The organism is Yersinia aldovae ATCC 35236 (assembly GCF_000173735.1).
GTDB classification, from domain to species: Bacteria; Pseudomonadota; Gammaproteobacteria; order Enterobacterales; family Enterobacteriaceae; genus Yersinia; species Yersinia aldovae.
Window position 1 is genome coordinate 1 of sequence record NZ_ACCB01000144.1, and the last position, 218, is coordinate 218.

A 218-nucleotide genomic window follows, 5' to 3' on the forward strand; every position below is an offset into this window, starting at 1 on the left:
GACCATCATCGGATCGGTGGCAGTAATAAAATCATCACGATAACGGCGCGCCTTTGCTGCCAATTCATCTGAGGTAAGCGCTGGCGGTGTCGGGATATTTACCCACGCAGGCATTCCATCAACAACAACCCTGCACTTACCCAGCGGAAAAACGGTGTACTCATGAAAGAGACTATCAGGGATTTCAGTCACATCGGATAAATCCCAACCCGCCGATA

General features: G+C 50.0%; 1 pseudogene. It reads right to left on the reverse strand.

Features of this window, described 5'->3' with window-relative positions:
* Positions 1-192: pseudogene (locus YALDO0001_RS21430) on the reverse strand (phage tail protein); the annotation flags it as partial.
* Positions 193-218: the final 26 nt, after the last annotated feature.